General features: G+C 36.3%; 23 protein-coding genes, 1 pseudogene and 1 riboswitch. Of the genes and pseudogenes, 10 read left to right on the top strand and 14 right to left on the bottom strand.

Features of this window, described 5'->3' with window-relative positions:
* The first annotated feature begins 198 nt into the window (after positions 1-198).
* Together JCM9157_RS02645 and JCM9157_RS02640 are read left to right on the top strand one after the other, a co-directional pair.
* Positions 199-1,223, top strand: a pseudogene (locus JCM9157_RS02645) (permease).
* A 17-nt stretch (positions 1,224-1,240) separates the two neighbouring features.
* Entirely contained in the window at positions 1,241-2,206 is a 966-nt protein-coding gene (locus JCM9157_RS02640; RefSeq protein WP_035661773.1) for a TIGR03943 family putative permease subunit, read from the top strand.
* Between the two features lie 42 nt (positions 2,207-2,248).
* Here the strand turns inward: JCM9157_RS02640 and JCM9157_RS02635 are convergent, their stop codons facing one another.
* The 6 genes from JCM9157_RS02635 to JCM9157_RS02610 form a co-directional block, all read right to left on the bottom strand.
* A complete protein-coding gene (locus JCM9157_RS02635; protein ID WP_035661770.1) occupies positions 2,249-3,373 on the bottom strand; it encodes a metallophosphoesterase in 1,125 nt (374 codons plus the stop codon).
* Between the two features lie 149 nt (positions 3,374-3,522).
* Positions 3,523-5,139 (bottom strand): carbon starvation CstA family protein, encoded by a 1,617-nt coding sequence (locus JCM9157_RS02630; protein WP_035661767.1) that lies wholly within the window; start codon positions 5,137-5,139, stop codon positions 3,523-3,525.
* On the bottom strand, positions 5,136-5,666 hold the full coding sequence (locus tag JCM9157_RS02625) for a DUF8052 family protein (RefSeq protein WP_035661765.1): 531 nt from the start codon (positions 5,664-5,666) through the stop codon (positions 5,136-5,138). The genes JCM9157_RS02630 and JCM9157_RS02625 overlap by 4 nt, the downstream gene beginning before the upstream one ends.
* Before the next feature lie 346 nt (positions 5,667-6,012).
* Complete coding sequence (locus JCM9157_RS02620) at positions 6,013-6,957, bottom strand: carbohydrate kinase family protein (protein WP_035661763.1); 945 nt, start codon at positions 6,955-6,957, stop codon at positions 6,013-6,015.
* Positions 6,954-7,805 (bottom strand): BglG family transcription antiterminator LicT, encoded by an 852-nt coding sequence (gene licT / locus JCM9157_RS02615; RefSeq protein ID WP_035661760.1) that lies wholly within the window; start codon positions 7,803-7,805, stop codon positions 6,954-6,956. The genes JCM9157_RS02620 and licT overlap by 4 nt, the downstream gene beginning before the upstream one ends.
* Positions 7,806-7,982: 177 nt before the next feature.
* A complete protein-coding gene (locus JCM9157_RS02610) occupies positions 7,983-8,495 on the bottom strand; it encodes a PTS sugar transporter subunit IIA (protein WP_035661757.1) in 513 nt (170 codons plus the stop codon).
* Positions 8,496-8,902: 407 nt separating this feature from the next.
* Here JCM9157_RS02610 and sda point away from each other — a divergent pair, with 407 nt between their 5' ends.
* From sda to JCM9157_RS02600, 3 genes are all read left to right on the top strand, one after another.
* Entirely contained in the window at positions 8,903-9,046 is a 144-nt protein-coding gene (sda, locus tag JCM9157_RS23790; protein WP_081734008.1) for a sporulation histidine kinase inhibitor Sda, read from the top strand.
* 129 nt (positions 9,047-9,175) lie between these two features.
* Positions 9,176-9,277, top strand: a riboswitch (purine riboswitch).
* A 96-nt stretch (positions 9,278-9,373) separates the two neighbouring features.
* Positions 9,374-9,967 carry a xanthine phosphoribosyltransferase gene (locus tag JCM9157_RS02605; RefSeq protein ID WP_035661755.1) on the top strand — a complete coding sequence of 198 codons (594 nt, stop codon included), beginning with the start codon at positions 9,374-9,376 and terminating at the stop codon, positions 9,965-9,967.
* A gap of 11 nt (positions 9,968-9,978) precedes the next feature.
* The gene (locus JCM9157_RS02600; RefSeq protein WP_035661752.1) at positions 9,979-11,502 is read left to right on the top strand and encodes a SulP family inorganic anion transporter; all 1,524 of its coding nucleotides are present in this window, start codon (positions 9,979-9,981) and stop codon (positions 11,500-11,502) included.
* Between the two features lie 72 nt (positions 11,503-11,574).
* Here the strand turns inward: JCM9157_RS02600 and JCM9157_RS02595 are convergent, their stop codons facing one another.
* Entirely contained in the window at positions 11,575-12,315 is a 741-nt protein-coding gene (locus tag JCM9157_RS02595) for an SDR family NAD(P)-dependent oxidoreductase (RefSeq protein ID WP_035661751.1), read from the bottom strand.
* 81 nt (positions 12,316-12,396) lie between these two features.
* On the opposite strand from JCM9157_RS02595, the gene JCM9157_RS02590 reads away from it, so the two are divergent.
* Genes JCM9157_RS02590 through JCM9157_RS02575 form a run of 5 tightly spaced genes read left to right on the top strand, consistent with a single transcriptional unit; the run spans position 12,397 to position 16,442 of the window.
* Positions 12,397-13,176 carry a carotenoid biosynthesis protein gene (locus JCM9157_RS02590; protein WP_035661748.1) on the top strand — a complete coding sequence of 260 codons (780 nt, stop codon included), beginning with the start codon at positions 12,397-12,399 and terminating at the stop codon, positions 13,174-13,176.
* Positions 13,169-13,600, top strand: a complete 432-nt coding sequence (locus JCM9157_RS23200) for a lysophospholipid acyltransferase family protein (RefSeq protein ID WP_052012902.1) — start codon at positions 13,169-13,171, stop codon at positions 13,598-13,600. The genes JCM9157_RS02590 and JCM9157_RS23200 overlap by 8 nt, the downstream gene beginning before the upstream one ends.
* Positions 13,594-13,866, top strand: a complete 273-nt coding sequence (locus tag JCM9157_RS23195) for a lysophospholipid acyltransferase family protein (protein WP_052012901.1) — start codon at positions 13,594-13,596, stop codon at positions 13,864-13,866. Before JCM9157_RS23200 ends, JCM9157_RS23195 begins: the two co-directional genes overlap by 7 nt.
* A gap of 12 nt (positions 13,867-13,878) precedes the next feature.
* Positions 13,879-14,979, top strand: a complete 1,101-nt coding sequence (locus JCM9157_RS02580; RefSeq protein ID WP_035661746.1) for a glycosyltransferase family 2 protein — start codon at positions 13,879-13,881, stop codon at positions 14,977-14,979.
* Positions 14,976-16,442, top strand: a complete 1,467-nt coding sequence (locus JCM9157_RS02575) for a phytoene desaturase family protein (protein ID WP_035661744.1) — start codon at positions 14,976-14,978, stop codon at positions 16,440-16,442. Before JCM9157_RS02580 ends, JCM9157_RS02575 begins: the two co-directional genes overlap by 4 nt.
* A gap of 81 nt (positions 16,443-16,523) precedes the next feature.
* Here JCM9157_RS02575 and JCM9157_RS02570 read toward each other — a convergent pair whose 3' ends face one another.
* From JCM9157_RS02570 to JCM9157_RS02540, 7 genes are all read right to left on the bottom strand, one after another.
* Positions 16,524-17,393 carry a phytoene/squalene synthase family protein gene (locus JCM9157_RS02570; RefSeq protein ID WP_035661741.1) on the bottom strand — a complete coding sequence of 290 codons (870 nt, stop codon included), beginning with the start codon at positions 17,391-17,393 and terminating at the stop codon, positions 16,524-16,526.
* Positions 17,390-18,847, bottom strand: coding sequence for a phytoene desaturase family protein (locus tag JCM9157_RS02565; protein ID WP_035661738.1), 1,458 nt, complete (start codon positions 18,845-18,847; stop codon positions 17,390-17,392). The genes JCM9157_RS02570 and JCM9157_RS02565 overlap by 4 nt, the downstream gene beginning before the upstream one ends.
* Positions 18,844-20,340 (bottom strand): phytoene desaturase family protein, encoded by a 1,497-nt coding sequence (locus JCM9157_RS02560; RefSeq protein WP_035661735.1) that lies wholly within the window; start codon positions 20,338-20,340, stop codon positions 18,844-18,846. Before JCM9157_RS02560 ends, JCM9157_RS02565 begins: the two co-directional genes overlap by 4 nt.
* A 188-nt stretch (positions 20,341-20,528) precedes the next feature.
* Entirely contained in the window at positions 20,529-20,909 is a 381-nt protein-coding gene (locus JCM9157_RS02555) for a response regulator transcription factor (protein WP_035661733.1), read from the bottom strand.
* A gap of 143 nt (positions 20,910-21,052) precedes the next feature.
* Positions 21,053-22,453: a glycosyltransferase family 2 protein gene (locus JCM9157_RS02550; protein WP_035661730.1), complete on the bottom strand. Its 1,401-nt coding sequence runs from the start codon at positions 22,451-22,453 to the stop codon at positions 21,053-21,055.
* Positions 22,443-23,483, bottom strand: a complete 1,041-nt coding sequence (locus tag JCM9157_RS02545) for a HEAT repeat domain-containing protein (RefSeq protein ID WP_035661727.1) — start codon at positions 23,481-23,483, stop codon at positions 22,443-22,445. The genes JCM9157_RS02550 and JCM9157_RS02545 overlap by 11 nt, the downstream gene beginning before the upstream one ends.
* A gap of 17 nt (positions 23,484-23,500) precedes the next feature.
* Positions 23,501-25,111: a GGDEF domain-containing response regulator gene (locus tag JCM9157_RS02540; protein ID WP_035661724.1), complete on the bottom strand. Its 1,611-nt coding sequence runs from the start codon at positions 25,109-25,111 to the stop codon at positions 23,501-23,503.
* Between the last annotated feature and the right edge of the window lie 200 nt (positions 25,112-25,311).

Below are 25,311 nucleotides of genomic sequence, written 5' to 3'. Positions count from 1 at the left end.
TACACCAACTTTCAATCTGAGATAACTACCGTAGTGTAACAGGAAAAGAGGTTTGATGCTACCCTAATTCGGAGATTGTTTTTTTGTAATTCTTCCAAACTTTTCAATCGTTTTACATAGACAATCTCCACACTTTACTCACACAATCTATGTTAAAATAACAAAAGGTATTTTAAGAGATAAACAAAGGAGAAAATGATGACTAAAGTTCTATCATTCGGAAAAGATTTCCTAGGTTTTATATTATTATTGCTTTTCTTAGTCTTGTTTTTTAATATTGAATCATTTAAAAATGCACAAGCTGGATTCTCAGTTCCAGATTCTTGGCTGAATGTAAATACCATTTTTCTTGGCATCGTCATTGAAGCCGTTCCCTTTATTTTACTTGGGGTATTTGTATCCGCCCTCATCCAAATATACGTTAAAGAAGAAGCTATTCACCGATTTTTACCGAAAAATGCCTATGCTGCTCTTCTACCAGCAGCTATTTTAGGAGCGATCTTTCCAATTTGTGAATGTGCAATTGTCCCAATTGTTCGTCGCCTAATAAAAAAAGGAATGCCTCTACATGTTGGAGTCGTTTTTCTAGTAGCAGCTCCTATTTTAAATCCAGTTGTAGCTGCTTCAACCTTTTTTGCTTTTCGGACGGATCTAACGGTTTTATATGCACGAATGGGACTAGCCTTTGTCCTTTCGATTATTATTGGCGGAATTCTATATCTTGTCTTTAAAAATCGTGATCAACTAAAATGGACAAAAGAGGAGTTAGTTGGTCAGCAAATTGTGCTTGATACAACAAATGCTCCAAAGAAAATGAATCGTTTGAAACAAACTCTTTATCACGCTGCAGATGAATTTTTCTTAATGGGTAAATTTTTAATTTTAGGAGCATTTGTTGCCGCGTTATTTCAAACATTTCTTGACCGCAGTATCCTACTAGCAATCGGAAGTAATGAATGGAGTTCGACTGCAGTTATGATGGCTTTTGCTTCTTGCTATCGCTATGTTCTGAAGCGGATGCATTTGTTGCTGCTTCGTTTGGTAATACATTTACGACAGGTTCCCTCATAGCCTTTTTAGTTTACGGTCCAATGATTGATTTAAAAAATACAATTATGTTGTTTGCATTCTTCAAAGCTAAGTTTGTGATCATGTTTATCGGTGTTGTGACAGCAGTTGTGTTTTTAGCTGTCGTTATGTTGCAACTGTTCGCCATCATTTAACGAAGGGAGAAATGAGAATGGAGAAAAAATCAGATATAGGTTTCCACGCCTATATTCGCGGAATTATCTTGATAGGATTTGCCTTACTTAAACTCGCGTTTATTATTACAGGCAATATTACTTACTATATTGCCCCAACGATGATGCCATTTATTTACTTTGCAACAGGAGTCTTCTTATTGCTCGGGATTATTCAGATTATTAGAAGTACTAAGAAGGGGCAAGAAGAAGAAGAACTCTGTGATTGCGGCACAGATCACAATATCTCGGGTTCTCCTATAACGAAGCTATTAATCTATGGTATTTTTGTAACACCCATCATTTTTGGTTTTGTACTGCCCGATAAATTACTAGATAGCTCTGTCGCAGCTAATCGTGGAATTCAATTTGGCTCTGGTATCTTAAATGATCAAGCAAAAGCCGAAGCTGAAGCCGCTAGTTCTACCTCTAGGGCTGAAGCTTTCCTTAATGATCCTGATGGATATATTGCTGACCTAGAAAACGGCTCGGATTCAAACTTCGAAACAGACGATCAAATCTCTGTTGAGGAGTATTATACGGAAGAAGGCTTTAATCAATATTATGAAGAATTAGCTGAACAAATTTTAGCCGAAGACCACATCATAGTTACGGAAGAGAACTATCTTGATATGATGACTGTGCTTGATTTACAACTTGACCGATTTATCGGAAAAACGATTGAAATTGTCGGTTTTGTCTACCGCGAACCCGAGTTTGAAGACAACCAACTCGTTGTTGCACGTTTCGGAATGACTTGCTGCGTCGCCGATGCTTCTGTGTTTGGGACAATGATTGAGGCAGATGAAGCTAGTCAATTAGAAAATGACACTTGGGTTCGAGTTACAGGAGTGCTCGATCAAACCGATTATTACGAGTTCCGTATTCCACTTGTGAAGTTGCGAGAAATTGAATTAGTTGAACAGCCTGACAGTCCTTATGTTTTCCCACGCTTTAGTTTCTAGATAATATCATGACAAAAAAGCTAGTGTTTCAATCATGAAACACTAGCTTTTTTTAAATTCTACTTCTATTTGCAATATCTCTGAACGGCTCCCTATTCTAATTGGTGGACCCCAAAATCCATATCCCGAAGAAACAAAAGCATGCAGTTGTTCTTTTTGTTTGTATCCCCAATCAAGTTCAAATATTCTCTTGGTAATCAGATGATTCGGAGCCATTTGCCCCCTATGCGTGTGACCTGAGACACTTAGATCAATTTTATTTTCCATTGCCTCTTGTAAAGCAGTTGGTTGATGATCGATTAGAAAGATTGGTTTGTTCCGATCTAGACTTTGAACAAGTTGTTTGATAGACTGACGTTTCTTATCAGTTTTGTCTTTTCTCCCGACAAGATACAATTGATTTTCTATTAAGATCACTTCATCTTGAAGAATATTAATTTCTATATCCTTCATAATTTTCGTAAATTCTCGTATTTGACCACCATAGTATTCATGATTTCCAAGTACTCCAAAAACCCCTAAAGGTGCTGTTAAGTCTTTCATCATCTGATCCATCTTTTTTTCAACAAACGGTCTCGGATTATCATCAATAATGTCACCTGGAAGTAAAATTAAATCAGGATTGATTTCTTTTATCAGTTTGATCATCCTACTAAGATGACCTTTTCCTGATAACGTTCCGAAATGCATGTCACTAGCAACAGCAATTTTCAGCTTTGATCTGGTCTCAACGTGTTTTGAGATTGAGATTTTATACGTCCTGACAATTGGGCTATAAGCATTCCTTAACCCAAGTGTAAAAATGAAAATAAACAGTACTATTGTGGTTATTCCAGTATAGAACACAGCCAACTCGCTCTCTACCCCTGCTGACTTCAGAACATAAACAATTAGATTAGCGACAGGAAGAAGTAAAAGAGCATATTGAATAAGAGCGAACCAACAAGCTCCTATTATTTTAAGAAAAGAGACTTTCTCCAAGAAACGGGCAAATAAGTAGGAGTAGCCAAGAAATATGATCACGAGGTTATAAACAAAAAGATTCAGCTCGATCCATTGTGGCCACACGGTATCTAACCAAACCCACCCATTCCAACCAATATAGAATAATATAGCGTTATAAGCAAAAATAAATACTAAACTAGATAGAATTACTCGTACGTTCAATGGTGTAACTCCTTTTATATCATCTTTGCTTTAACTATAGCATACAACCTCGTTTTTAAATAAATGCGAAGACACATATTTTGTTTTTTCAATGGGATGATGCAATAGAAAAAAGTGACGAAATTAGCTCGTCACTTTTCCTATTTGTATTACATTTTGACCGTACTATCGCGCTCGTCTTCAGTCATGGATCTCCAACCTTCTATAGCGAGGAAGGCACAGAGAATAAATAGCACAAATGCCGAACAGAACAAGAACCAATTTCCAGCAACAAAGTTATTGTACATTAATACCCCAAGTGCGGCTACAGTTACAATAAACATAAAAATCATTGGAATAACAACATAAAATGTTCTAGCACCCGTTTTCTTAAGCCAAACAGCAACTGCAAGTAGCGCTAATGCTCCAAGCATTTGATTGGCCGAACCAAATAACGGCCATACTTGGGACCACGTTCCTGATAAAGCTAAAGCCGCAGCTCCGATTAACCCTGTCGCTGTCGCTACATGACTATTTTGAAACATTTTAGGAGCACGATCTTGAGTAATTTCTTGCACCGCATATCTCATTAAACGAGTAGCTGAATCTAGTGTTGTTAACAAGAAAGCAGAAGCTGTTAAAGCAGTGAAGGTAATAGCAGTTGACTCTGGAATTCCCCAGTATGACATAAAATAACCAATTCCCGCAGCAAAGGTCCCAATTGGTCCACCCAATGCATCCATGCGTGCTGCAAAATCAGCTTGTGTTAAATAAGCTACCGAACCGATAGCAATAATTGCTAAAAATGCTTCGAGTAGCATTCCACCATAGGCAATAAACTTTCCGTTTTTCTCATTATCAAGTTGCTTCGCTGTAGTTCCAGAAGAAACAAGTGAGTGGAAACCAGAAATAGCTCCACAAGCAATGGTAATAAACAGGATCGGGAATAAAAAGCCCATCGTTTCATGTCTGAACCCAGTGTAAGCAGGGAGTTGAATAGTTGGAGATGCAATGATGATTCCTACTGCAGCACCAATAATCATCCCATATAATAAAAAGGCATTTAAGTAGTCTCTTGGTTGAAGCAAAAGCCATACAGGCATAACAGATGCTGCATAAGCATAACCAAGTAAAATTAACGACCATGTTGTCGCGCTTAAGTGGATCGGAAAGTTAATACCAATCCAAATTGAAACAAGCATGGCAATAACCCCAATAACACTTGCAACAGCCAAATTCATACGTAGTTGATTCACTAGGAAACCAAAAACGATGGCAATTCCTAAAAATAGAATAGATGCAGTAGCAGCCTCAGGTACAGAAACAAAAGTATTGGCAACTAAAATCATAAAAACGCCCACAACGAGAATAAGAGTAGCTATTGAAAAAGTTAAAAATAAGACCTGACCACGACCACCCATATACTCCTTAATAATTCCACCAATGGACTGTGCCTTATGTCTGATTGATGCCTGCAGAGACGTATAATCATGAACTCCACCAATAAAAATACTACCGATGATAATCCAAATTACAGCCGGTAACCACCCAAATACAACAGCAGCAATCGGGCCTGTAATTGGACCTCCACCTGCAATTGTTGCGAAATGGTGCCCAAGAAGAACGGGCTTCCTTGCAGGTACATACTCAACACCATCATTGATTTCATTTGCTGGTGTTGTTCGATTAGGATCCACTTGCATTTCCTTTTCAAGAAATTTTCCATAAATACGATAAGCTAGCAATAAAATAACTCCACAAATTAATAGTAATGTTAAAAAGTTCATAACTTCGCTTCCTCCTTTTCTAGCGCGGCTTCAAATCCCGTAAGAAACTCTCTCCCTTTGTTGTGCACATACACTTGTTTATCTTTTAAACTTACAATTGCCATATATCTGTCTGCCCAACCATGTAAACCGTATCTTAAAAATTTAATTTTTCTAAGTCGTTTTATTTGTTTTTGGATCTCTTTACTAACTGATTCGTTTGTCACAATAATGCCAACAAAGTATGTGGTCATATGATCCTGCTTACTAGAAACAAAAGAAGGTATCTGGTCGTCAATCTGCCTAGCAAAATCGTCTAGAAATTGTCTGTTTACAGTTTCCTGTGTCGTTACAAAAGCATATTGCTGTACCTCTACTCCCCATACTTTTATAGACTTACTCATTAAATACTTTTCGTCACGCCTCTGAAACTCTGCATAGAAATTTAAAGGAATCGTACCAATGCATTCATCTCGATACACATTAAATTGAATCGTATACCGATTGGCGATTTCGTTCATAAATTTCTCTATCTTTGTTCCAGTCATTTTTGCCACACCCTACTCTTCTGATATCTTTGAAAATTCCGACTAATTAATTTAAACCTTAGTTCTTTTATTTGCTAAGTAGCCATTCACCCTCCTTGACTATATTCTATTCATCTGTCAAGTTCTTTAGTAGAAATTGTCACATAATTCTTACATTAATTATACATATTTTCTTTTAATATACAACTATTCTGTTCCTTCCTTTTTACAAAATTAAAATTGAAATTTTATTTTATATCTTGTAAAAGCTAGCAATTGAAAAGCAAAAGTCCTTCATCAACCCGATGAAGGACTTTTAAGCTAGAAACGCAGTAATGGTTTTAGATTAGCAGACCATGTGATTCTATTACTTGGCTAACCATTCTTCAACATCTTGCAAGGTTGGTAGCGCGGTCATTGCTCCATGTGTAGATGCAGCCCTTGCTCCTGAGACGGAAGCAAATCGAACAATTTCTTGCCAACGTTCCATAGGAATATCTTTTAAAGAGCGATCTTCTTCATTTAAATGATAAAGAATACCAGAAACAAATGCATCACCGGCACCCGTTGTATCTACGGTTTGTATTTTCATTGCTGGTACATGGACCGTTTGGCCATTGAGATGAAGATAACTTCCTTCCCCCCCAAAAGTAACAAGAAGTACCGGAATCTGATAGCTTGCAAGTTTCTCTATTCCCCTGTCTAGATCTGATTCACCTGTTAGAAACTCCAACTCTTCTTCTGAGATCTTCACTACATCTGCCTCTGACATAATTGAAAGTATTGTCTCTTTTGCTTGCGCCTCTGTTGGCCAAAGGCCCAGACGTAAATTAGGATCATAAGACACAATTAAATTTTGTTCTTTGGCTTGTTTAACCGCTTCTATCGTTGCAGATTTACTTGGCTCACTAATCAACGAGATGGAGCCAAAATGAAGGATACGATTTGTTGAAAATAAAGCTGGCTTTACGTCCTCCTTTGACAAAAAACGATCTGCACTTGGATCTATATAGAAACTAAAATTTCGTTCACCTTTTTCATCTAGAGTGACAAACACAACTCCTGTTCTCGCTTCATCCGTCAACATCATTTCAGATGTATCAACACCTTGACTAGTTAATGTGTCCTTTAAAAATCTTCCGAGGACATCATCTCCCACTTTCCCTAGAAAACTTGATTTGGCTCCGAGTTTTGCTAATGCAACAGCAACATTCGCTGGTGCACCACCTGGACTTTTTTGATAGGTTATGTTGTTAGGGTCTAACGGAATAAAGTCTATTAAGGCTTCTCCTAAACTAATAATTCCTTTCATTCTTCCACCTCTTTTAATTTATTTCGATTAATTCGTTGAATATGAAGAGTTAAATAAACTAGTTCAGAAACAGGTAACTCGTACTGATAGCAAGAAGCTAAGTATTCTTTAAGTTGCTCTGCGATTTGATAAGAACTTCGATGCTTTTCTTGTACTAATTGATGCATTTCCTCATCTACATCTTGAAAAGGTTGCCCTTCTTCCATTCGTCTTAAAGCAAAATTCAAATGAGTGAGTAACCGTTGATATGAAATCGAGTCTTGATCAAGTTTGACTTCAAGTTTTTTTTCAATTATTTCAATTAATTCATTCAATAATGTTGTTGTATTTACAGCTTGCGTCATCGTCGAACTTTCCATTTTTGCTGTGTGTATATGAAGGGCAATATGACCCGCTTCATCTTCAGGCAAACTAATAGAGAGCCTGTTTTTGATATGATTGATCGCCCATAAGCCAATCTCATATTCCTTGGCATAAAGGACTCGAATTTCATTTAACAATTTGTTGTGAAGTTGGAATCCTTGCTGATGACGTTCTATAGCGAATGAAATATGATCAGTTAAAGCAACATGAATATGTTCGTGTAATTTTGTTTTAAGCTTTTTTTCAGCCCATGAAATAATTTCCTCAGCAATAACAATATGTATTTCAGGCAATTGATCAATGATTTGAGTGAACTTCTCATACTCACTCTTATCCTTCATGACAAATACTTTTTCAACTTTATCAACGACAATAACATCATTTTTCTTTTTTCCAAAAGCAATGCCTGAACCCATGACAATTATTTCTTCGTCACCTTCTTTAACAACTACCACATTGTTATTTAAAATCCTATTAATCCTCATACCTTAACTCCCAACAGTAAGAGGCTAGGATATACTTAAATGTTTAGCTGAGAACTTGAACCTCCCACAACTAGCGAAGGATATTTGCACAGCGAATGATATACATCAACTATGGTTATTCGGCTTCTCATAAATTAAACACTTAATCCCAGCCCCTATGTGTATTTCAATTCAACATTAAAATTTCACATTTAAAAGCGGTGTTTCACCAGCAATTACAGTATCCTCTGTTTCTTTTGTCATGCTATCAAGCTGGTCCATATTTGTTATTACTAACGGAGTAATTGTGCTTGCTGCTCGTTCTTCAACTAACGCTAAGTCAAACTCAACAAGCAAATCGCCAACCTTTACACGATCACCTTCTTTAATATGAGTAGTAAAACCCTCTCCATTCATGTTAACCGTCTCAAGTCCTATATGAATTAACAACTCTAATCCTCCAGGTGTTTTAATGCCAATTGCATGCTTAGTTGGAAAAACTTGTATAACTTCGCCACTTACAGGTGACAACACTTTTCCTTCAGTAGGCACAACAGCAAATCCGTCCCCCATCATCTTTTGGGCAAAAGTTGGATCAGGGACATCCTCAATTGGAATTAGTTTACCCGTTAAATGAGAATGAATAATCTCTTCAGTCGGTTGTATAGGTGATGCTTCCTTTTTATCTAATCCAAATAGCTTTTTAAACATGTTCAATCTCCTTTCAAATACGCTAATATCGAAAAAAAAGACCTAAATACAAAGAAAACTTCACTAAAAAAGTCCCCTTTGATTTAAGTCTTGCCTGATCTCACTCAGTAACAATCCGATACTATACGTTTAACCTTATTTTAAGCCGGCCTATATACAAAGTCAATCAAAGGGGTTACTCTTTTTATTCCCTTAAATGATCTGATTAAACCCCAATCACTTGATCACTACTACTTACTCATCCTAATACATAAGCTAGCGAAGGATAGTCGCCTTAAAAAGAACTATAAAACAAAATAATTTTACCAAATTCAAAAAAAGTTTGTTAACAATCCAGACATTATACCTATAAAAGAAAAAGAATTCACAGTAGAATACGATTAATCCATTATATATTATAGAAAGGAATGAAGAGTATGCTACATTTATTTGACGATACCTTTATTTTAGAGACCTATTACAGATCTATTGAATTAAATCTAGAAGAGGAATTTATCTTCCTCTTACAAAATGAACTTCTTTCAAGAGGTTTTTTCGAACAAAATTGTTAAAAACCCCCTAATTCCTACTCGAATGCCATCTACAAAACGAACAAATTTCCGATTTTAATGTTTTTCATTCGTTTTTTTCTCAAAAAACCCTTCCATTTACATCATTATTGTTCTATACTAACCCGTATAAATAAAACTTTAATAATAACTCGTATAATCACGGGGATATGGCCCGAAAGTTTCTACCAAGCTGCCGTAAATGGCTTGACTACGAGTGATAGTTGATTATTTGTGTTGTTTATTTTACATGCAACCCGGATATCAAGGTCACTCTTAGTGAACTCGATATCCGGGTTTTTTATTACATTTGAATAAAGGAGTTAAAGTATGGAACAGTTAAAACAGGCAATTCGAGACCGCGGAAAGGTTCTTTCATCCAATGTTCTTAAAGTTGACACTTTCTTAAATCATCAAGTCGATGTCAATTTAATGGCTGCTGTCGGTCAAGAGTTTGCACACTTATTCAAAAATGAAAAGATCACAAAAGTACTCACAATTGAATCTTCAGGAATCGCACCAAGCTTTATGGCGGCATCTACTTTAGGAACTCCTTTAATTTTTGCTCGAAAAAAGAAATCTTTAACGATGAACGATAACGTCTTTGTCAGCAAAGTCTATTCATTTACTAAACAAGAAACAAATGAAATTACTGTTTCTAAAGACTTCCTACTACCAGGAGATTCCGTACTTATTATTGATGATTTCTTAGCAAATGGACAAGCTGCCCTAGGGCTAGTAGATATTGTTAAGCAAGCAGGTGCAAAAGTAGCTGGCATTGGAATTGTAATTGAAAAATCATTCCAAGATGGTCGGTCAAAATTAGAAGAAGCAGGATATCGAGTAGAATCATTAGCAAGAGTCCACTCGCTAGAAAACGGGCAAGTCACATTCGTTGATGAACTAATTTCAAACAACTTATAGGGAGAGACACCATGAACTCAAAATCCATTCATTATCCATTATATAAAAAAGAAGATACAGATGCTTTCTTTGCTTTATTTCAAAATAACTTAGCTAATTTTGTGGTAATTGCCGTTACAATGCTTGGAATGGGCTTCCCGGCTAGTATTGTGTTTGGAAAAGTCATTCCAGGTGCAGCAGTCGCTGTTATGGTTGGTAATTTATATTATGCTTATATGGCAAAACGACTAGCTGAAAAAGAAGGACGTACAGACGTTACTGCCCTTTCATATGGAATTAGTACTCCTGTTATGTTTGTATTTTTATTTGGTGTCCTTGCTCCTGCAAATGCTCTAACAGGTGATCCTGAACTCGCTTGGAAAATCGGGGTTGCTGCAGCTTTATTAAGTGGTTTAGTCGAAGTATTAGTAAGCTTTAGTGGAAACTGGGTGCGTGACCGTCTGCCACGTGCAGCTATGCTCGGTGCAATAGCTGGTGTTGCTTTAACATTTGTAGCTGGAGAAATGCTCTTTAATACGTTTTCTATTCCTGTTGTTGGCCTAGTATCCCTAGCTATCATCCTTGTAGGGATTGTCGCTAAAGTTGCTATGCCATTCCGAATTCCTGCTTCTCTTTTTGCCGTCCTAGCAGGAACAATATTAGCATTTGCTTTAGGTTATCAATCACCCGGACAAATTAGTGAAGGCTTAGCCAACATTGGATTTTACCCTATCTTACCAACACTTGCTCCATTTGAAGGCCTGACTTATTTATTTGGTGCTCTTATCGGTATTTTAGCTGTTCTTATTCCAATTACTCTTTATAACGCCATTGAAACCATGAATAATGTTGATGCAATGGCTGCAGCAGGTGACTCTTATGACGTCAGAGAATGTCAAGCGGTTGATGGTGTCGGTACGATGATTGGCGCTTTCTTCGGTGGACTTTTTCCCACAACGGTTTATATTGCTACTGTTGGATCAAAGCAAATGGGTGCTGGACGTGGGTATAGTATCTTAAATGCAATCGTATTTGGATTAGCAGCAATGACAGGTGTGATCGCTGCCTTCTCTGCGATTATTCCATTAGCTGCAGTTGCTCCAATTCTAGTTTTTGTCGGAATGTCAATGGTTGGTACTGCCTTCTTATCTAATGATAAGAAATACTACCCTGCTGTTGCAATTGCTATGCTGCCTTATTTAGCAAATTACGTTATGACTCGTTTCAATAATGCAGCTGGTGAGGTCGTTGCTAACATATCTGCTGGAATCGTTCCACTCGGACAAGGTGCGATGTTTACGGCTATTTTACTTGGCGCCATAACAGTGGCAAGTATTGATAAAAACTTTAAACAAGCCATTGTATTTTCGCTCATCGCTTCTTTATTATCATTTGTTGGTTTCATGCATGCGCCTCGATTAGCGCTAAATGCTGCACCTGATTTTACGATCGGATATCTTCTTGTTGCTGTATTCTTTGTTTATGCTTTATTTAAAGAACGCTCTGTTACACAACTTCCTGCTTCAACATCTGCTAATAAAAAGATAGCTTCTTAACTATCAATGTCAAGGGACCTAATCACTGTGATTAGGTCCCTTATCTACTTATTATTTTAAACAAAACAACCTTTAATGTTCATAGATCATTTTACGGGTCATTCCACCGTCTACTATCAAATTTTCACCATTAATAAACTGATTTTTTTCATCGGTTAAAAAAAGGCATGCTCGAGCAATATCTCCAGGTTCACCGACCCTTTTAGAGAAATGCTGTTCATGGTCGATCTCACGAAGTTCTTCTTTCCCACCTGTATGAATCCAACCTGGACTAATCGTATTTACTTGAATGTGATAATCTTGAAGTGAAGCAGCTAAGGCATGTGTCAAGGCAACAATCGCCCCTTTAGAAGCAGCATATGCTTCTGAATTTGGTTCAGACATGGTTGCACGTGTAGAAGCAATATTTACTATCGACCCTTTTTTCTCTTTTTTCATGATCTTTGCAGCCATTTTCGAAAAAAGAAAAACACTTCTGACATTTGTATGCTGAACATCGTCCCACTCTTCAACGCTTAAATCAAAGAGATCCTTGAACCTAGAAACACCAGCGTTATTAATCAGGATATCAATCCGACCAAATTGTTGTTCAATATGTGTCACTACCTCTTGGATATGGTCTTGTTTTCGAATATCACAAAGTAAACCGTGCGCTTCACCACCGCTTTTTATTATTTGGGCTGCAGTTGCTCTTGCTTTATTTTCATCTAAATCAGTCACAATTACTATGTCTCCATTTGCTCCATATTCCTTTGCAATCGCAGCGCCAATTCCCTGTCCTGCACCTGTCACTATGACTATTCGTTCATTCATAAGATCCTACCTCTCTAGTTATGCATTTGTTGTACAAATATTTAAAACCGAATATAATTATCAAAAAGGAGGCTTTTAGTTATGCCTAATACGTTTGACCTGATATTATTTCGGCTATTTGTTTTTTGGTATGTTAGTGGTGTGATTTTACTTACTTTTTCCATTCTCCCTCCAGCTCTTGAATGGGCTAATGCCATTTTTCTAATCTTAGCCGGCACACTTGGTGGAACTTACTTCATTCGCAACTATGGATTCGTATCAGGAGTTTGCATTTCTCTCTTTATCATTATCTTTACGATATTGGTAGAATGGGTCGGTGTTACATACGGGTTATTTTTTGGGCATTATTATTATAATCCAGACTTTGGACTTTTTATCTTTGATTTGCCTCTTACCATTGGATTTGCTTGGTTAATGGTGATTGCAACGACACATGTAATTGCCAAGCAATTGACGATCCACCTAGTAAAATTAAGATTTCTAGCTTTTGCTTTTGTAGGTGCTTTGGCTGCGGTGATCATGGATTTAATATTAGATCCTGTCGCATATTTGGTCAAACAATACTGGATTTGGAATACTGATGGAATTTATTACGGAATTCCTTTTTCTAATTTTGCCGGTTGGTTTTGTTTGGCTTTTGTCATTCACCTTATCATCTATTTACTGCTTTTAACTAAGTGGGAATTTAATCAAAATCCGTATTGGAAAAAACGCATGGTTATTCTTTATGTGTTAATGATTATGATGTTTACCATTCTCGCGTTAAACAACGGATTGTTTTTCGCTCCCATTATTACTGTAACTTTAGTTGTACCAATGCTTATTCTTTATAACACTAAAAAGGAGTCTCACTATGATTAAAGCGAAAAAGAGTTATCTATTTCGATTTATCTTCCATATGTATAATACGAATTGGCTTCTAAGAAGATCCTTCAACTCTGTTCGATTGAAAGGAAAGTTTCCAAGTCAAGCAACAGCCTCTCTTGTTCTAGTCAATCACAGTAGCTGGTGGGATGGCTTAGTATCTTTTTATTTAAGCCAGACTCAACTCACTCAAGACAGCTATGCCATGATGGGCGAACCTGGATTAAAGCGCTTTCCCTTTTTTCGAAAAATCGGCGCTTTTTCGATTCAAACAAACAGTAAATCTTCACTGATAAACTCGCTTCATTATGCTGTTTCCTTATTAAAACAGGAAAAAGCAATATGGATGTTTCCTCAAGGGAAAGAGCAACATACTGAATTACGTCCATTACGCTTTCAATCTGGTGCAGCTATTTGCTAGAACAAGTACCTGAAGTACTCATTATTCCTGTTACTTACTATTATACCTTTTTACATGAACAAAAGCCTGAATTATTTATTGAGATTGGCAAACCCTTTCAACTAACGCTTAAGAAAAGATCTATAATGACAGCAGAACTTGAACAAATTATTACTCAACAATTAGACAAACAAAGAGATGAAATTAAACTAGAGCGTTTAGATCATTATCGCTTCCTTATAAACGGACAACGATCCATTAGCGACTTTATTGACAGCCAACAATAGGAAGGAGTCCATATGTTTTATTACATTCTCTTTTTACTAATCATACTTTTATGGACTTGGATAAATCGTCTATTTATGCCATCCTTATACTCAACTACAAGCGATTCCATTCAGCCAGAGGTTGCTGTTCTTGTCCCTCTACGTAACGAAGAAAAACATGTCCCAGCGCTGCTTGAAAGCCTTAGTCAATTATCTTATCCAAATCTTTCTTTTTACTTTTTAAACGATGGTTCTACTGACCAAACGCTATCATTATTAACCAAGCATGTGAAACAGTTAAAAAAAGCACACATTATTAACGGAGAAACCCTTCCTGCTGGTTGGGTTGGGAAAGTTCATGCCTGCCACCAATTAAGTCAACATGCATATGGTTCTTTTTTCCTTTTCATTGATGCAGATATTCGCCTGAATTCAGACACGATTGAACGTTGTTTACATTTAATGATAGAAAAGCGTGTAGGGCTTTTAACTGGATTTCCTCGGTTTCCTACTAAAACGATATTAAGTAAGATATTAGTTCCCATGCAACATGTGGTCGTACTGCTACACTTACCATTGTTTGTAGCAAATCATTTTTCTAATCCAGCTTTTACGGCTGCTCATGGTTCATTTATGTTTTTCTCGAAAAAAGCATACGAAGATAGTGGAGGGCATCAAGCAGTAAAGAATTCTCTTGTTGAGGACGTTCACCTAACCAGACTCGTTAAAAAAAGCGGACATAAGGTATGTTTAGCAAACATAACTAGAGCTGTTACCTGTTTTATGTATGAAACAAATCAAGAAGTGTGGAACGGTTTTTCTAAAAATATATTTCCCGGATTAGGAAGATCTGTCTCACTTGTTTTATTAATTACTCTTTTTTATATAAGCGTGTTTTTAGTACCTTGTTTTCTCTTATTCTATGGTTTGATCACTGGAACAATTCTTTATTGCTTACCTCTTATACTTACATTTTTAATACGATTAGTCATCGACCAATTTACGAAACAAGAAAGATGGACTTGGCTCCTCATGCCTATTTCTTGTTTAATGCTATTAGTCATCATGTATTACTCCATGTATCTCGGTTTAAGAAAGAAAGGTTTTGAATGGAAAGGACGTCGATACCAATGATGAAAGTAGGCATTATCGGAGCAGGACTTGGAGGCTTATCTGCTGCTATTCTTCTAGCTCATTCTGGCTTTGAAGTCCATATCTATGAGAAAAATACTTATCCAGGCGGGAAGATGCGGCGCTATTCACTTGGATCAAGTCAGTTTGATTTTGGTCCGAACACAATTACAATGCCTTCTGTCTTTCAAGAAGTCATTGCGCAAACTGGAGCAGTCCCAGATGACTATTTTCAATTTACACGCTTGGAAGTGCATACGAGAAATCACTTTGCAGACGGTTCTTATTTTGATTTAAGTTCAGATCAAACTTTTAACAAAGAACAACTCTCTAATTTTGATCCATTTGCTTATAAAAAATTTGAGGGCTACATAAAAGAGATTACAAGATTGTATACCTTATCTGAACAACACTTTTTTCGGAAGACTTTTATGAAAAAACAGGATTTTCTTTCTCTTAACCTTCTCAAAGCATTAGTAAAAGTGCGACCACTTCAGACTTTGCATCAATTTAATCAACAGTATTTCGAGGATACTAGACTCTTACAAATGGTTAACCGCTACGCAACGTATGTCGGGTCTTCTCCATATGAAACACCAGCTACCTTTGCTATGATTGCTTATTTAGAGATGATTCAAGGCGTGTATTATGTGAATGGAGGAAATCCTACCATTGCTGATGGTTTTGCAAAAAGAGCTACAGAACTCGGTGTCCAAATACATTATGGGGTTGAGGTTACAAAGATATCTGTAGAGTCACGAAAAGCTAGACAGATTTATTTATCAAACGGAGAGGCAAAGAAATTCGATACTGTTATTATTAATGGTGATCTATTAAAAGTGTATCCTGATCTCGTCGAAAGCAGGGACCGTCCTTCTTTCCAAACTAAACATGTTGAATCTTATCAGCCGACAATGTCCGCTTTTGTTCTACTCGCTTCCTTAAATAAGCGAGTAGAAGGATTAAAGCATCACCAAGTATTTTTCAGTTCTGATTATTATAAAGAATTTCAAGAGCTTTTCCAAAAGAAACAGTTTCCAAGTGATCCTACCATTTATATTTGTAATTCTTCTTATACCGAGAAAGCGATGTCTCCAAATGGAGACAATTTAATGATTCTTATCAACGCTCCGGCTACAACTATAGAATCAACTGATCAATTAGTAGAGCAAAAGCAGAAAATATACCATACACTTTCATTAAAAGGATTTCCAGTTCAAAAACACGTTGTCGAAGATATGATTATAAGTCCGAGAAATATTTCCCATCAATTTCATTCTTTTAATGGAGCTTTATACGGTCCTTCGGCAAACCGCGTAAAAGATGCTTTCTTTAGACCTTCAAATAAAGCTAAAGATATTAATAACCTCTATTTTGTTGGCGGTTCCACACATCCTGGTGGCGGATCACCAATGGTCACAATGAGTGGAATGAATGTCGCCAACCATATCATTCAGAGTAAATAACTAAAAAGCGATTCAGTCATATGAACTGTATCGCTTTTAATCCCTAGGGGAAAGTGGATGCGGCCACACCCAAGCTCTCTGTTATACTTTATGCAACTTGTTGCTATTTGTGTCAAACTTCATTTTTGACAGAATCACTCTTTTCTCTTCACTCGTTACATAGTTTCTTTTATTAAATACTTGATATTGATTGCGTCTAATTTTCCCAAGGATAGCGCGGTACATAGTGGCCGCTCCTTTTACTGGTATCCTTGCATCGGCGGGGTAGGCATGAATGGAATCTAATGCTACTTCAAAAAGCTGTTCTGCTCTTTTCGCTAAATGCTCCCATACTTCAACGAAACCTGAAGTAACTTTTTGTTCTTTTAAAGTTTCTATTGTAACCCCATACTGATCTAAAATTTCTTGTGGCAAATACACACGGTTTCGCTGAAGGTCCTCTCCAACATCTCTTAACACATTAGTGATTTGCATCGCAATCCCTAATGCTATTCCCCCAGTTCGAAGTTGTTCATGTGTATGAGGTGCCAAGATTGGTAACAACATTAAACCAACTGAGCTTGCAACATGATAACAATATTGCTCAAGTTCTTCCATGGTTTGATAGCGATTTTTAATTAAATCCATTTTTTGACCGGTGATCATATCCCAAAAAGCTGTTTCGTCCATTTCATAGTTTTTAAATACATCTTGGAGAGCAATCCATTGTGAAGAATCCGTTTGCAAGCTTCCGTTTAAGAACTGAGTAAAGAGAGATTCGAATTCCATGAGTTGCTGTTTAGGATTCTCCCCTTCATCAACAATATCATCAACTTCACGACAAAAAGAGTAAACCGCCCAGACGGCATTTCTTTTTGGAGCAGGTAAAATGCTAAATGCTTTTGCAAAAGTCTTTGAATGATGAGCAATCGTTAAATAGCAATCATGATATGCTTTTTCTAATTCCGTCATTTTTTCTTATCCCCCTTTGATCTCTCCTCTTTCAAATGATCGGCTAAGATTTTAGCTCCTTGCATAACGATAGGAATTCCTCCCCCAGGATGAGTCGATGCTCCAACTGCATACACATTGTCAAAACCAAAAGGTTTTAATTGTGGCCGAAACACACCAGATTGACTTAAAATCGGAGCAATCCCAAAACTCCCCCCTTGATACAATCCATCTTTTTTTGCATCAGCTGGTGTTCTAACTTCCATCCATTCTGTATGCTCTCTTAAAAGACTAAAACCCCTTTTTTCCATCTCCTCTAAACACTGATTGATAAATGGCTCAACATTGTTCCAGTCAACTTCATTTCCAGATGGTACTGGGATTAGAACATATAGTACGCTTTTACCTACCGGAGCTAGAGTACTGTCAATTTTGGAAGGATTAAAAATATACATAGAAGGCTTACTTGAAAGTTTCTTATGCTTAAATACATCATCCATATTTTGCTCTAAGTCATCGGTCATTAAAAATTGATGTACCTCTGCATCCGTATATAAATGATCTACGCCGATATATAGAAGTAAACATCCTGATGAAGCTACATACGTTTTCTTTTCATTTTTCTGATTTAATAACTTCTTCATAATCGGAAGATCACCATTTAAGACAATTCTATCAGCCTGTTCATATTTACCATTGACCCATAACCCCTTACACTCTTTTCCAATGGTATCTACCTTCTCTACTTTATGATTTAAATGTACCGTTACTTGATTTTCTTTTAACTTCTTTTCCAGTATATCTACAAGCTTGGCATAGCCGCCTTTCAAGTACCAAATACCGTGTTGATGTTCACTGAAAGATACAAGTGAATAAAGTGCAGGTGACTGGAATGGAGTTCCACCAATATAAAGAGTTTGTAATGTGAATGCTTCTTGTAATCTTTTGTTAGAGAAATAAGTTTGAATCTGCTTTTGTACAGTCTGATAAGCTTTTAATTCCCATAGTGTTTTAAGAGACTTTGGAGAAAAAAAGGTATGTTTTTTTAAAAATGATCGCTCTAAAAAAGCTCCTTTCCCTTTTTCAAACCTTTCATTCATTTCGTGCAAAAACCTCAAAAACCCTGTTTCTTCCCCTGGATATAATCTAGATATTTCTGCTAACTGCTTTTGTTCATCACTCCATTTATAGAAAACAGTACCATCGGGATACTGCATTTTATATAAAGGATCTATTTGAATAAAATCTAACTGTTTCGGGGATATATCCACTTCATTCAAAATAGATGTAATCATCTCAGGGAGAAGGACAATTGTCGGTCCTTGATCTATTCGGTAACCATCCTTTTCAACAAAAGTTAATCGACCACCTAGACGGTTTTCTTTCTCATAAATGATCACTTCTTCTCCTTGCTGACTTAAATAAAGTGCAGTTATTAATCCTCCCACGCCACCACCTACAATTATTGTTTTCACTTGATTCTTCTCACTCCTTTATCAGCATCCATTAACAGGTTAGCTGTAATTCGTGCAGATTCAAAAATCGTTGGTAGTCCACTCCCAGGATGAGTACCTCCTCCTACAAGCCAACAATGCTTAAGTTCTTGAAATTGGTTATGTGGTCTGTAATACATCATTTGTTTTAAACGATGAGAGAGATTAAAAGTTGCCCCCTTGTACACAGCATGGTTATTCTCCCAATCTAAAGGTGTTATAATTTCTTCTGTTTCTACATAACTTCTCAAGTTTTTAAAATCTGTTTTTGTCTCAATTTGTTCATAGACTAAATCTCTAAACTCTTCTTTATGCTCTTCCCAATCTAATAAACTAAAGTTATTAGGTACTGGTGCTAGCAAATACATAGAAGATTTACCTTTTGGAGCAAGACTAGAATCTGTAGCAGAGCCATTTTGAATATAGATAGATGGGTCATCTGACATTGTTTTTGTTTTCGTAATCTCTTCTACGTTTTTCTTATAATCTCGGGAAAATACAATGGTATGGTGTGGTAGTTCAAATTCTTTTTTTACCCCAGCATAAATCATAAATGTTGAACAGGAATACTCTTTTTTCTCAAGCTTATTCTTAGAGTAATGCTTTAACTCATCATCTAACAATGTCGTCATCGCATGAGCAAAATCAGCATTTATGATTAATTCATCGCAGGCTAATTTCTCACCATTATCTAACTCAATACCTTTTACTACGCGATTATTCGTTAGGATTTTCTTAACTCCTGTATTTAAGTGGATCTTTCCACCAAATTCCCTGGTAACCTTAGCTAATGCTTCTGGTATTTGATTTAGTCCACCACGAGGATGGAATACACCGTATTTATGTTCCATGAAAGATAAAATGCTGAATGCCCCCGGACATTCCCATGGTGACATACCTAAATATTTTGATTGAAACGTAAAACCTATCTTTAAATTCTCATCTTGAAAATAAGAACTTAGTACTTGATAAAGTGATTGATGCAGTGATAAAGATGGTAAGGCTCGTAACGTTCGCCATCTGCCGTAATCTAAAAGTGAACTATGGCGATTTTGTAAAATTGGCATTAAAACATTCATCTTCTTTTCTGTATCTCTCATAAAGCGAATATAGCCTTCCTCATTCCCCGGAAATAATGACTTTATTTGCTGATACGTCAGCTCAATGTTTCTAGAAGGGAAAAAGGAGTATTCGGGAAATTTCAGTTGATACATTGGATCTAATTCGATTAATTGTAAATAGTCGTTCATATTTATTCCAACAGATTCAAACAATTCGCTTAAAATATAGGGCATACTAAGAAAGGTTGGACCGCGATCAAATGTATAGCCATCTCGCTTTAGCGCAGAGGTTCTTCCGCCCAAGTATGGTTGTTTTTCAAATACTTCTACTTGATAACCATTTCCCGCTAAAAGCATTGCTGCTGCTAGTCCCCCCGGCCCTGCACCGATAATGTATATTTTTTTGGCAGGCATAGTTTCCTCCATCGAAATTTATTATAAAAACGTTGAACGTATAGTAAATAAAACTTATACAAAAAGTATATTCGGCATTTACGATTTTTGCAAATTTAACTACTTTCACCTAACTTTCTTTTTGAAGTGAGCTTGTCACACTCTTACTCTATTGACTAAATACAAAAAAAGAAGCAGAACATTAAGTTCTACCTCTCGTTTTGTGAAGCATCTATTAAATCTTTTACCGTTTCAACAAGTTCCTTTGGACTAAATGGTTTAATAAGAATGGAATCGGCCCCGTTATCAAGCATTTCTTGCTTGTCCTGCGCTTGCCCTTTTGCGGTCAGCATAAGAACTTTTTGATTGCTAGTTACAGGATTCGCTCTTACCTTTTTCAATACGTCAAGACCTGTTAACTTAGGCATCATATAATCTAAGATGAGAAGAGCGTATTCTTTTTGCTCAAGAAACGAAAGTGCTTCTTCGCCATCAGATGCCTCATCAATATCAAACCCTTCATCTTCAAGAGTGTCAACAATAAGCATTCTCAATATTTCCTCGTCATCTGTTACTAATAATTTATTCAAATCAGAACTCCTTCCCTATTTGTATTTAATGGGTTTGCCCATACTTTGTAAACAAAATGGTTAAGACAGAAGTAAGTTCTTCGTTACAATCCGCTACAACCGCTTCGCTAAGAGATGAAAAACGTTTTCTACAAGACATCCTTTTATTTAGAAACTCCTTTTCTAGTCATAACTCCCCATTCCGTTTTTTTACGAAATGCTTGCCATACTCCTTCTAATCTCCACCACACTGTCAAGGGACGATACCAAAACATCTCTGTGCTTGCATAGAAAAAGAGGATGAGTAAATGCCTCTTTTTAGGATATCTTCTTAGGCTCCATTCCTCTAATAAAACACCACACATTGAAATATAACATCCATAAAACCAAGTCACTAAAAATAATAAAATAGTAAGTTCAATCGAAATGAGCGAAAAGAAAAGGCCAGAAACAATAAAAACATAAGCTAATCCTTCAACAAAAGCTCCTAACAATTCAATTAATAAAAAATATGGCATTGATATAAGACCAACTTTTTTAAACTTTGGATTCATCATCATATCTTTGTGTTTTCGTAATGTTTCAAATAAACCTCGTTGCCACCTTGTCCTTTGTCTACTTAAAATCGAAATAGACTCTGGCGCTTCCGTCCAACAAACAGGATCTGGGATATACTGCATCTGTTTATCCGATTTTTCTTCGGCAATCAACTTATGCAACCTAACGACTAGTTCCATATCTTCTCCAACAGTTCCTCTTTCATAGCCACCTGCTTTAATAACCCAAGATTTATTAAAAACTCCGAATGCACCAGAAATAATAAGCAGTAAATTATGACGACTTAAACCAATACGCCCGATTAAAAAAGCTCTTAAGTACTCAATGATCTGCATAATGACAATAGGGTTACGAGGGAGACCTACATTCATCACTTCTCCCCTTTCAACTAAACAACCATTAGCAATTCTTACGCTCCCTCCTGTTGCAATAACCTGCTCATTTGAATCAATGATCGGTTTCATTACTTTTAACAGAGCATCTTGCTCAAGAAGAGAATCTCCATCTAGTGTGCATATATAGGGATAACGAGAAGTGTTTATTCCTGCATTTAAAGCGTCTGATTTACCTCCGTTAATCTTATCAACTAGAACTAAGTTATCGAATAGTTTCGAACGATAAACCGTTTTAATTTCATTAGATGGAACCTGTTTACGAATCGTCATCGTTGTTTCAACCATATGGTATGCTTCAATCATTCTCTCTAATGTCTCATCTTTTGAACCATCATTAATAACAATAATTTCATACTCTTTATAGTTCATACTTAATAATGAACGAACACTACTTACAATACCGGTTTCTTCATTATAAGCTGGAACTAAAATTGAAATCGGTTTTGTATCTTCACTAACAAGAAGGTCTTCGTACGGTACTTTTTTATTCAGCCCTCTTTCTTTACGTAGTACGAGAAAAGAAAACATGAATAAAACTAAATAAAACACCGATGCTCCTATCATATAAATGAAAATAGCTAGTCCAAGATAATCAAACAAATTATTTATCATTCTGCCCAACCGCCTCTCCTAGCCATTGAGATGACGTATCTCGTGCAAATTGATCCTTGCTTGTCGCGTACACATATTCTAGTAAAAGCAACCCGTCTTCATACTTTGATAATGATTCCGCAGCAGCTTGCCTAACCCACCAGTTAGCATCAGATAATAATTGTATGAGAGCCTGACTATAACGTTGTTTTTTTAATTTACCGGCAATTCGAGCGAAAAACATTCGTTCCACCCAATGTTCCGAATGCTGGAATGACAGTAATTCATTTCCTTTTTGACTAGACCCAAATAGATATATAGCTTTAAGAGCTCTAATACGTATTTCTAAGGATGAAGAAAACAGAAGAGCATCGAATAAAGGACCAGCAGTATGATCTTTTGCTTCAATGACTACATCTAATAAGGCAACTTGGACTTCCTCAGTTAGTTCGGATAGGGAATGATAAATAAGTTCATGTAAAAAAGCGAGACCAAACCTCCTAAAACACTCTTTAAGCAAGAAATATGGCCAATCTGGTGATCTCTTTATCTCTTTTAATATCCTCTCGTCTCTTAAGGTGGATAATGTTCTAATTACTTGATGTTTCTCTGCTTCCGAATGTTTTCTATTTTTATAGTATTTCCAAAGGCTATCTTGAAGAGAACTCATTTCAAAATCTTCAATATAGTATAAGACATTCATCCGTTTACTCCATTTACCCTTCTTCAACTGACTTTGATACCGAGTTGTTAATTCATCTTCCGCAATTTTTCTTAATATAGTGATCGTTTCTTCACTATTAAATAATAGTATAAAATGACTTAACGTTTCCTCAAGCACTTCATAAAACAACCTATTTCTCTTAAATAATTTGGGTATTTTCGCCATCTTACCTTTAATGATTTCTTCAACTGCTTGAAGAATTTCAGCTTCAATTTCTCGTTTTTGTTTTTCTCTAATTTGAGTTAAATGTTTACTTACTAGTAAATATATGAGGAGCGAGACATTTAGAAAGATTAAAAGAACAACCAGCACAACTAGATATGTCATAAATTCCCCCCTCTATATTAAATAAACGACCTATAAATTAATCTCTTTACTCGAGCTAATAATTCATCTAATTTAAATGGTTTTGTTACATAATCATCTGCTCCGAGATCAAGTGCACGAATGATTTCTTTTTCGTTGTTTCTACCAGTTAACATCATAATAACAACTTTTCCTTGCGGGTATTTCTCTCTAATTCTAGATACCAATTCGAGTCCATCAATCCGCGGCATAATGCGATCGAGAATGATAATGTGACGTTCTCGTGGCTTATACCAATCAGAAGTGAGAAACGATTCGCCTTCTCGGAAACTTTCCGTATGGATTGCGACGCCATTAATATTTAACGTATTGATATTGTCCAATAATACTTGGCGAATAATAGGATCGTCATCGACGATATAGATATGCACTTGATTATGAATCTTTTTAATCGAATTATTATGGTACACTGCGACTTGGTTACGTCCATTACCTTTTGCTTCGTATAATGCTTGATCGGCTTCTTCTATTAAAGGTTGGATATTCTGCAAGTTATCACGCATATCTGTTAAACCAGCAGAGAACGTAATTTGAAACTTAGCTTCTCCTTCTGTGAAGAGAATTTTATGAAAACCGTCCAAAAAGCGGTTTAATGTCTTCTGTGCTTGTTCTTTTGTCGTATGAGGAAACAGCATTAAAAATTCCTCTCCCCCTAAACGAAATACCATATCAAGCTTTCGTTTAGAGCGATTTAGATAATCAACAAATTCTACTAATACTTTATCTCCTATTGGATGACCATATGTATCATTCACTTGTTTGAAATGGTCTAAATCCAGAATAGCTAAGGAAAAATCCTCACCGTAACGGTGATAGGATTCGATTAATCTCTTTGCTTCTATTTCTAAAAACCGTCTAGAAAAAGCTTTAGTTAATTCATCAATCATAACTGAATTTTGAATTGTCTTTCTTAAAGTTAACCTATTTTTCAGTCGAACAAGAAAAATTTCCTCATTTATCGGCTTGTGAAAGTAGTCCGTTACTCCTTTGCGATAAGCATCTAATTCAACATTATAATCTCTTTCAGCACTAATCATCATTACAGGGATGAACTCATTTTTAGCTTTTGCCAGCACCTGTTCAAGTAGATGAAAAGCATCGACACCAGGAATAACATAATCTAATAAAACGCAATCTGGGCGTTGGTTCATATAAAGTTCAAGAGCTTTTTGAGCCGTTAATGCGACAAGCACCAAATAACCTTCTTTTTCTAACATTCTCTTTGTATAATCGACAAAATCATGATCATCATCAATTAAAAGAACTAATGGTTTTAACTCTTCGTGTAAGGTAGGTTGCGTGATGTTTGCTATCTCTTCACTTTTTTGATCTACTTTCTGAGATGGAAAGTCAACTAACATAGGTGCTAATTCCTCGAAAGTCCAACCTTCTTCTTTATCCATTTTTTTTACTTTTTCTAATTGCACTCTCGCTGCATCAGCGTATTCATGTAGTCCTATTGTTGCTCCAGTTCCTAAGACGGTATGAAAAAATCTTACAACCGCATTATGTGAAATCACTTTTTCATTTTTCCATTTCCCTGTCGTTTCAATGATTCTTTCAATAAATTTTTGTTGGTACCGTTCCATATGAGTCTCCTTTATTAACTGGTCAGACTTATACAACCATTATAGTTGATATTCTACAAAATTCGATACTTTTCTCAAAAATGTTTATTAAAAAACAATTGACAGGCATTGGAATGATCCGTCTATTTTCAAAGAAGAAAACTTTGTGATTGCTATGATTATGCCTTGGGATTTACTGGTTCATTTGCTTTAACTAGTTT

This window comes from Halalkalibacter akibai JCM 9157 (assembly GCF_000513135.1).
GTDB classification, from domain to species: domain Bacteria; phylum Bacillota; class Bacilli; order Bacillales; family Bacillaceae_D; genus Halalkalibacter; species Halalkalibacter akibai.
This window is presented reverse-complemented; position numbering and strand designations above follow the sequence as displayed.